General features: G+C 59.0%; 11 protein-coding genes and 1 pseudogene. 7 read left to right on the forward strand and 5 right to left on the reverse strand.

What is annotated here, in order from left to right:
* The first annotated feature begins 5 nt into the window (after nt 1–5).
* The 6 genes from WJW29_RS10235 (at nt 6) to WJW29_RS10260 (ending at nt 4,335) form a co-directional block, all read left to right on the forward strand.
* Nucleotides 6–308, forward strand: coding sequence for a hypothetical protein (locus WJW29_RS10235; RefSeq protein ID WP_041181950.1), 303 nt, complete (start codon nt 6–8; stop codon nt 306–308).
* On the forward strand, nt 305–463 hold the full coding sequence (locus WJW29_RS10240; RefSeq protein WP_011257515.1) for a hypothetical protein: 159 nt from the start codon (nt 305–307) through the stop codon (nt 461–463). The genes WJW29_RS10235 and WJW29_RS10240 overlap by 4 nt, the downstream gene beginning before the upstream one ends.
* A 648-nt stretch (nt 464–1,111) precedes the next feature.
* Nucleotides 1,112–1,783, forward strand: a complete 672-nt coding sequence (gene mobC, locus WJW29_RS10245) for a plasmid mobilization relaxosome protein MobC (protein WP_198912804.1) — start codon at nt 1,112–1,114, stop codon at nt 1,781–1,783.
* Complete coding sequence (gene vsr / locus WJW29_RS10250) at nt 1,776–2,186, forward strand: DNA mismatch endonuclease Vsr (protein WP_011257516.1); 411 nt, start codon at nt 1,776–1,778, stop codon at nt 2,184–2,186. Before mobC ends, vsr begins: the two co-directional genes overlap by 8 nt.
* Nucleotides 2,187–2,266: 80 nt before the next feature.
* Complete coding sequence (locus WJW29_RS10255) at nt 2,267–3,541, forward strand: DNA cytosine methyltransferase (protein ID WP_041181951.1); 1,275 nt, start codon at nt 2,267–2,269, stop codon at nt 3,539–3,541.
* The gene (locus WJW29_RS10260; protein WP_011257518.1) at nt 3,538–4,335 is read left to right on the forward strand and encodes a hypothetical protein; all 798 of its coding nucleotides are present in this window, start codon (nt 3,538–3,540) and stop codon (nt 4,333–4,335) included. The genes WJW29_RS10255 and WJW29_RS10260 overlap by 4 nt, the downstream gene beginning before the upstream one ends.
* Before the next feature lie 259 nt (nt 4,336–4,594).
* Here the strand turns inward: WJW29_RS10260 and WJW29_RS10265 are convergent, their stop codons facing one another.
* The 5 genes from WJW29_RS10265 to WJW29_RS10285 are packed head-to-tail and all read right to left on the reverse strand — an operon-like array spanning nt 4,595 to nt 6,720.
* The gene (locus WJW29_RS10265) at nt 4,595–5,782 is read right to left on the reverse strand and encodes an integrase (protein WP_011407507.1); all 1,188 of its coding nucleotides are present in this window, start codon (nt 5,780–5,782) and stop codon (nt 4,595–4,597) included.
* The gene (locus WJW29_RS10270; protein WP_024745954.1) at nt 5,782–6,006 is read right to left on the reverse strand and encodes a hypothetical protein; all 225 of its coding nucleotides are present in this window, start codon (nt 6,004–6,006) and stop codon (nt 5,782–5,784) included. The genes WJW29_RS10265 and WJW29_RS10270 overlap by 1 nt, the downstream gene beginning before the upstream one ends.
* Nucleotides 6,003–6,209: a hypothetical protein gene (locus WJW29_RS10275; protein WP_011257520.1), complete on the reverse strand. Its 207-nt coding sequence runs from the start codon at nt 6,207–6,209 to the stop codon at nt 6,003–6,005. Before WJW29_RS10275 ends, WJW29_RS10270 begins: the two co-directional genes overlap by 4 nt.
* On the reverse strand, nt 6,206–6,478 hold the full coding sequence (locus tag WJW29_RS10280; RefSeq protein WP_011257521.1) for a hypothetical protein: 273 nt from the start codon (nt 6,476–6,478) through the stop codon (nt 6,206–6,208). Before WJW29_RS10280 ends, WJW29_RS10275 begins: the two co-directional genes overlap by 4 nt.
* The gene (locus tag WJW29_RS10285; RefSeq protein ID WP_011407508.1) at nt 6,475–6,720 is read right to left on the reverse strand and encodes a hypothetical protein; all 246 of its coding nucleotides are present in this window, start codon (nt 6,718–6,720) and stop codon (nt 6,475–6,477) included. Before WJW29_RS10285 ends, WJW29_RS10280 begins: the two co-directional genes overlap by 4 nt.
* Nucleotides 6,721–7,202: 482 nt before the next feature.
* Here WJW29_RS10285 and WJW29_RS10290 point away from each other — a divergent pair.
* A pseudogene (locus tag WJW29_RS10290) lies at nt 7,203–7,502 on the forward strand (transposase); the annotation flags it as partial.

Genomic DNA, 7,502 nt, shown 5'->3' on the forward strand with positions numbered 1-7,502 from the left:
AAGCCATGTTCAGCCAGCTAGAGCATGAAGCCCTGATGCGCCTCATGACGCACGCAACGGGCTACGTTCCCGACAGCCGCCGCATTGCTCACTGGCTGCAAGAGTGGGAACAGTCGAGCAATCCTCGGGGTATCAAGGCGAAGGTGCCGGGCCTCGCCTTCGATCATGCCAGGGACGTGCAGACGGTCGCCCATGCGGCGAAGCGGACAGGGGCTAAGCCCTCCACGCTTGGCCGCCTGGAATACCGCTACAACATGGAAAGCATCGCGCGGGCCTACCCGCTGCCGGTGATGGAGTACGAACGATGAAGGACAAGCCGCACGACGAAGCAATGGCCGAGGCGTACCGCAAGCGGCCGGGCGAGGCGTTCGCCATGTTCCGGGCGCTGCTGCTCGATGGCGGCCAGCTCGGAGAATGGCGCATCTTCTGGCGTCACGTCCGGCTTGCGCTGCGTCAGCGGTAAGTCTCTCGATCCGCACCATGGCCCCGCCTCGGCGTGGCTTTCTTTTTGGTGACGGCGGATTTTCCTCGATCGCGCGAGCCTGTCACCATCGCCGGGCATTGGTGACGCCGGCAGCTCGGCCAGGTCATCGCCGTGTCACCATCCCTGCATTGGTAGTAATAGTCGTAGTAATACTATTACTACGACTACAAGGCTCTGGCAGTGACCAAGAGCAGCGCTAGAGGTCTGAGTCCTGATCTCGAAAATTTCGTCATGACGAAATTCTTAGCGCCTATGCCGACTGATGCCGAGTTGGTGTTCCTGACTCCGAAGGCTGCGGCGGCGAAGCCGCCTTTCTCCACCACGCCCGCAGGGCGAAGGGGGCGGCGTGCTGATTGCAAGTGGATGGCTCGTACTGCAAACAGCGGCACCACGCCCGAAGGCAACGGCCAGTTGAAAGTAACCCTCGCCCAGCAAGGTCTGGCTGCCCGATGCACAGCGAACCCATGCCTCCATCCTTTTGGATGTCCTTGGCCATGACCCTGAATTTCTTCGTCATGACGAAAAAACGAGGGGAAGTGTGGGCTAGTGCAGGATAGGCTAACGCCGGTATTTTGTGCCACACTACGGGCAAGCACGTGAACTGAACATATTTCTACCGAGAAGGCCATGCCGAGAAAAGCTGAAATCGGAGCGACCCGCGACAGTCACATTTACCGCGTTCGCGTACCGGCCGGATTGCAAGCGCAATGGGAGGAATGGTGCGCGAAGTCGGACAAGAAGCCGTCCGAGGTGATCCGGGCGCTAATGCGCTACCTCGTCCAGGACAACATACCGAACGAGGTGCGTAACTGGGTCGCCGCTCAGGCTGCTGGCCATCCAGACGATGGGCCAAAGGAACGGGTCGAGGTTCGACTCACACCAACCGAGTACCAGAGCATCACGACCAAGGCCGACGCCGAGGGCTGTTCCCCTCATCGCTGGATCGTCAACTGCGTGCGGGCCAGCCTGACCCACGAACCGCAGTTCACGATGGAGACGACGAAAGCTCTATGGGAATCGTCGTATCAGCTCAGGGCCATCGGCCGGAACCTGAATCAGATCGCCAAGCGGCTAAACGAAGGCAAGCCGGCCGGAATCAAGACTGAACAGATGGAGAAACTGGCGACTTACATCTACCGGCACACGGACAAGGTGGCGGCCGTCCAGGACGCTAGCCTTAGTCGCTGGATGCTGAACATCGCGACGAACAGCAACGTTGCCCCCCCTCTGCCCGCTTCCAACGGGCGGAAAGCGCACAAACCTTCATCAATACAGACACGCAACCAGGGCCATGACTGACCGATTGTCCCCCGAGCGTCGTCGCTATCTGATGCAGCAGGTAAGAAGTAAGAACACGCGGCCCGAGAAGGCGGTGCGCTCTCTACTGCATAGCATTGGCTACCGCTTCCGACTGCACCGCAAAGACTTGCCTGGAACTCCCGATATCGTGTTTCCGAGCCGGCGCTTAGTGTTGTTCGTGCATGGCTGCTTCTGGCACGGTCATGGGTGTCGGATCGGACAACTACCGAAATCGCGCCTCGACTACTGGAGTCCGAAGATCGAGGCCAATCGAGCTCGCGATCAGCGAAAGGAAGCCGCTTTGGCCGCAGAAGGCTGGCGCGTTGCCGTTGTCTGGCAGTGCGAGCTGAGCGATCTCGGCGCTTTGGAGGCACGGCTTAGGAACATCCTTGACCCGAGCTAAAAACGATCGACAAAGCGATCGTTTCTTTGTATGATCCCAGTCTGCGATCTGCACTCAACGAACGACAAGGACATTCAGCTATGACACGCCCCATCGGGATCGACCTGTTCGCTGGGGCCGGGGGGCTCAGCCTCGGTTTCGAGCAAGCTGGATTCGACCTCGTCGCAGCGGTGGATATCGACCCAATCCACTGCGCTGCGCACAAGTTCAACTTCCCCAAGTGCGCCACTGTCTGCAAGAGCGTTGTCGATGTAACGGGCGACGAACTGCGTCGCATCGCCGGCATCGGAAAGCGCGATATCGACATCGTGATTGGTGGTGCGCCCTGTCAAGGCTTCTCTCTCATCGGGAAGCGCGCGCTCGACGACTCGCGCAATCAGCTCGTGCATCACTATGTGCGCGTGGTGATGGAATTGAAGCCCAAATACTTTGTGTTCGAGAACGTCAAGGGCCTCACCGTCGGTAAGCATCGCCAGTTTCTAAAGGAGGTTATCGAGGCCTTTCAGAATGGTGGCTACGATGTAGTAACGGATTACAGAGTGCTCAACGCAGCCGACTATGGAGTGCCGCAAGATAGACGCCGTTTGATCCTCATGGGCGCTCGCAAAGGTCTTCCTCTTCCGGCCTACCCGGAGCCTACTGGACGCACGACCGTAGGCGATGCTATAGGCGACATACCCGATGCGGAGAGCTTCCCTGAGCTATGGGAGCGCGACTGGGTGAAGGCGAAATACGGTAAGCCATCAACGTATGCGGCTTATCTTCGTGGCAAGAAAGACGATCCGACCGACTTCGGCTATCGCCGACAATTCGACCCCATGCTACTCACTGGCTCATTGTTGACAGACCACACCGAGTTATCGCGTCAACGCTTTGCTGCCATAGCTCCCGACGATGTGGAGCCTGTCAGTCGGTTCAAGAAACTGGCTCTAAACGGCATCTGCAACACACTACGCGCAGGTACTGCGAGCGATCGAGGTGCATTCACGTCGCCTCGCCCAATTCATCCGACGGTTCCGCGCGTCATCACTGTTCGTGAAGCTGCTCGCCTGCACTCCTATCCGGATTGGTTCCGATTCCATGCGACCAAGTGGCACGGGTTCCGCCAGATCGGCAACAGCGTCCCTCCGCTGCTAGCTCGTGCCGTCGGAGGACAGATCATGAAAGCTCTGCGCAAAAAGCCAGAAAAGCCGTCCGAGATGTTGGCGCTTGGAGACCAGAGCCTGATTGGCATTTCTATGACCGATGCCGCAGCGATGTTTGGCGTTTCTAGCACGGTCATTGCACGACGTAGCCGCCCTGTTGATCGGCCCGCACCTCGACGTCACGAAGAAAGAGAGCTGGTAACAGCATGAACGACACCACCAAGGCACCGAGCCGCTATCACCAGCTTATCGAGAAAATTTTCTTCGACGGGTACTCCGAGGGCATAACCGAAATTCCGTTCGAGCGCAAAGCACTCAAGGAAGCTGCCCAGGAACTCGACATCGCGCTACCCGACAATCTTGGCGACGTGATCTACTCGATCCGTTTTCGCACTCCCATGCCCGCCAAGGTGTTGGCGACCCAGCCAGTGGGGCGCGAATGGATCATCGAATTGGTCGGGCGGGCCAAGTACCGCTTCCGCTTGGCGACGGCCAATCGCATCGTCCCCAACCCGAACCTCGCTGTCATTCGTATTCCCGACAATACGCCCGAGATCATCGGTGCCTATGCGCTCGACGACGAACAGGCGCTGTTGGCGAAAGTGCGCTACAACCGCCTCATCGACATCTTTCTTGGCCTAACTACATTCTCTTTGCAGAACCATCTGCGTACGAGCGTAAAGGGCGTCGGACAGATCGAGATAGATGAGTTGTACGTGGGTCTCGACAAGTACGGTTGCCACTATGTCATTCCAGTACAAGCCAAGGGAGGCAGCGACCAAATTTCTGCAGTGCAGACCGCTCAAGACACTGCTTGGTGCACGCAGAAGTATCCAACCCTACGATGCCGAGCCATCTCGGCGCAGTTCGTCAGCAGCGACCAGATCGCCTTGTTTGAGCTGAAGATGGACGACGACGAGCTCAAGGTCGTAGAAGAACGGCACTACAAGCTGGTTCCTGCCGGAGAGCTTGATCGTAAAGAGATCGTCGACTACCGGAGCTGATCAACCCGGTACTCCTGCGGTACAGGACTCAGTTTTGCCCACCTTCGTCAAGCTGCGCTAAACTACTGTCGCAGCTTACTTTTTTGTTCTGTAGCTTACGCTCCCCTATGCTTGATTTTCCTAGGCATAGCACGTTGGCGACGAACTCATAATCCTTTGGTTGAAGGTTCGAATCCTTCTGGGCCCACCAATAAAAACAGGCACTTGGACGCGAGTCGAAGTGCCTGTTTTGTGGGCTTGGGAAAATTGTTGGGAAAATTCAGCGCCGTCGTGGAGGTTTCACGACCGGTAACTCGTGGTCGTAACGATCTGTCATCGACGACGAGACGTGCCCAGCTGCATCTTGCTTATCGCCTCGATTGCCCTCGGTGTCGGTAACGCCCCGATGCTTCAAACCATGTAGTGAGAAGCGCTCCTCAGACTTGATCACGCCATCGCGTATTGCCGCAGGGATGAATCGCTGCCATGCGCTGTCGAGTGACGACTTGACAATCGGATTGCCGGTCTGCTCAATGAGGAAGAAGCGTTCTTCCGGCTTCATTGGTATCGGAAAGTTGCGGCCAGGCTTGTTGCAGATTTCTGATCGGCGAGCCAGCAACGCCTCCCATGCTTCCGTCATGTGGGCGTCCCACGTGGTGAGTGTGTCGCGCGATCCCTTTCTACGTGACGCGTGCACGCCGTGTTCTAGCCGATGTGCGTCAGTGAGTGAGCAAACTTCGATACCGCGCAGCCTGGCGCTGTATGCCAGCACCATGACTGGGGGGAGATAGCTGGGAAAGCTACCTTTGGTGTGAGGCTTTAAAGCGCCGCGCTCGCGGGCGAACTGTAGAACAGCCTCGAACGCATCAGGCGTAGGCATCCTGAAGGCCTTAGCCTCCTTCGCCTGGAGAACACCAATTGCAGGATTCTCCTTGCAGTAGCCATGGCGCACCCCCCACGCGAGTGTTCGCCGGAGGTAGCGATACAGATGATTGGCCTTGCTAGGCGTTGGAGGAAGCGCCTGCTGCAGGCGAGTAGCCGGTCTCCCGTTTGCAAAGGTCTCAAGCAGCCGCTGCACCACGGGCGTAGTGATGTGTTCCAACTGCACACCACCGAGCTTGGACCCATCCTTGCGGACATAGTTGGCAAGCGTATCAGCGTAGCGTCGGTAATCCTTCTGCGTGTCATGCTGTAGTTCCTTAAATTCGCTCGCTTCGTGGAAACGGTCGAAGAGGTAACGCAGCGTGCCACGCACGTCCCCTCGTAGTCGAGATTCTGCGATTGCATGGAGTTCAGAGAGACGAGCACTTCGAAAGGCGACCGTACGCTTCACTTGTCGGCCACCGTCCGGATGGTCTTCATGCATGTACCAGCGGCCGTTCTCCCAGTAGATGCCTTTAGGGAGCGCCTCCTGCTCGATGTGACCTGGAATATTCGGGTTGAACCTCCGTTTACGTCCCCGCGCCATCAGATGAGATCCTCGTCTTGGTGCTGTTCTTGATTTGCTGCAGTGACAAGGCCAAGAGATGCGTTTATCGCATCCAACGTTGTCCATATGCGGCCGCGCCTGTCGTACTGGTAGCGAATGCCTGTCCGATCAGCCCACCTGACCACGGACGCTACCTGCGGCCTGGGTCCGTCAGGAGCATAGATACGCTGCAGATCCTCGAAGTGCAGGATTCGCTCGGTCATAGCAGCTGCTCCTGCTGCCATTGACGGCGGGTCTTCCATTGCTGCCGCATCTCGTCGCGCAGATCCTGTGCCGCCTGGGCGCCGCGCTTGGCGGCGATCATCTGCTGCAGGAGACTCACCGACCTGGCGTCGGTGTAGCCCTGCTGCAGCCAATGGCGCGCCTCGCATTGGAGCCTGTGTACTTCCATTGCCTCATCGCTCATTGGCTGGTGCCTCCGCGCAGGCGTAGGCCCAGCTGCACCACGTTGCTGTCTGCCGGCGCTGCCTGGCGAGGCACGCGGATGCGATGCATCCGCTTCCATTCGGCCAGTGCCTGGTCGAACGCGGCGTGCTTCTTGGTGCGACCACATGGGCACTCAATAACGTGCCCGCCGCCGGCCTGCAGGCGGCGGCCGTCCGCGATGTGCCGGCCAGCATGTCCATCCCTGTAGGCGGGCAGCGGCTCAGGGTGCGAGATCTCGCGCTGTGTCATGCGGGGTTTTCCTCCGTTGCCCCCGCGCCGTTTCCGATCGCTCGCTCTGCCTGCCGTAGGTGCGCAATGCTGTCTTCATCGATCCGATCGAGCGCCTGCGCGATGGTGTAATCCATGTCCGCGAGCCAGTCGTGCCGGTTGAGCACTAGGGCAGCGGTCAATGCCTCCCCAGTGGACAGCGGACCGGGGTCGTCGTAGGCCTGCGCTGCGCGGGACACAGCAATGACGCGGTCAAGGTTCATCGCGGCATCCTCCACGCTGCACCGACCGGCACACACGCCTCGGCGATCGCAACCGTCTGGATGCGCATTCGCTGTGCCGTGCGTTCAGCCAGCGCCTTGTCGTTGGCGAGCATGAGCACGTCGTTCTGGCTCAGCTGCCAGTCCTAGCCTTTGCGTTGCAGTCGCTCATCCAACTCGACCACGCGCTTGAGGCCGCAGGCCTGGCAGATCGCCTCGGCGTTTAGCGTCTTGCCGCTGGCCATCGGTCCATAAACCAAGATTGACTCAGCCATGGGCTACCACCCGACGCACGGCCATAGCCCGACGACGACGCAAGCGTTGCGGAATCTGTCCCACTGCCAGCCCGACATGTGCAGTCCTTGCCGGGCGAGAGATCCATAGGCGGTAGAGCAACGCGCCGCCGATCGTTGGGGCCGACGTCCCCCCAAGTTTGAGTAGCACCTCAGTTTGCAATCCAATTCCCTATCCCGAGGAGATTGGACGTGAAGAAGCGCTTTTCCGAAGAGCAGATCATCGGCTTCCTGCGCGAAGCCGAGGCCGGCATGCCGATCAGACCTGTGCCGACGGCATGGCTTCAGTGAGGCTTCCTACTACCTGTGGCGCAGCAAGTTCGGCGGCATGAGCGTGCCCGATGCCAAGCGGTTCAAGGACCTGGAGGCCGAGAACACGCGACTGAAGAAGTTGCTGGCCGAGCAGGTGTTTCAGAACGACCTGATCAAGGATGCGCTGCAAAAACAATGGTGAGCGCACCGGCGCGTCGTACGCTGGTGCGCGAGTGGATC

It is taken from the genome of Xanthomonas sp. JL1, assembly GCF_038405005.1.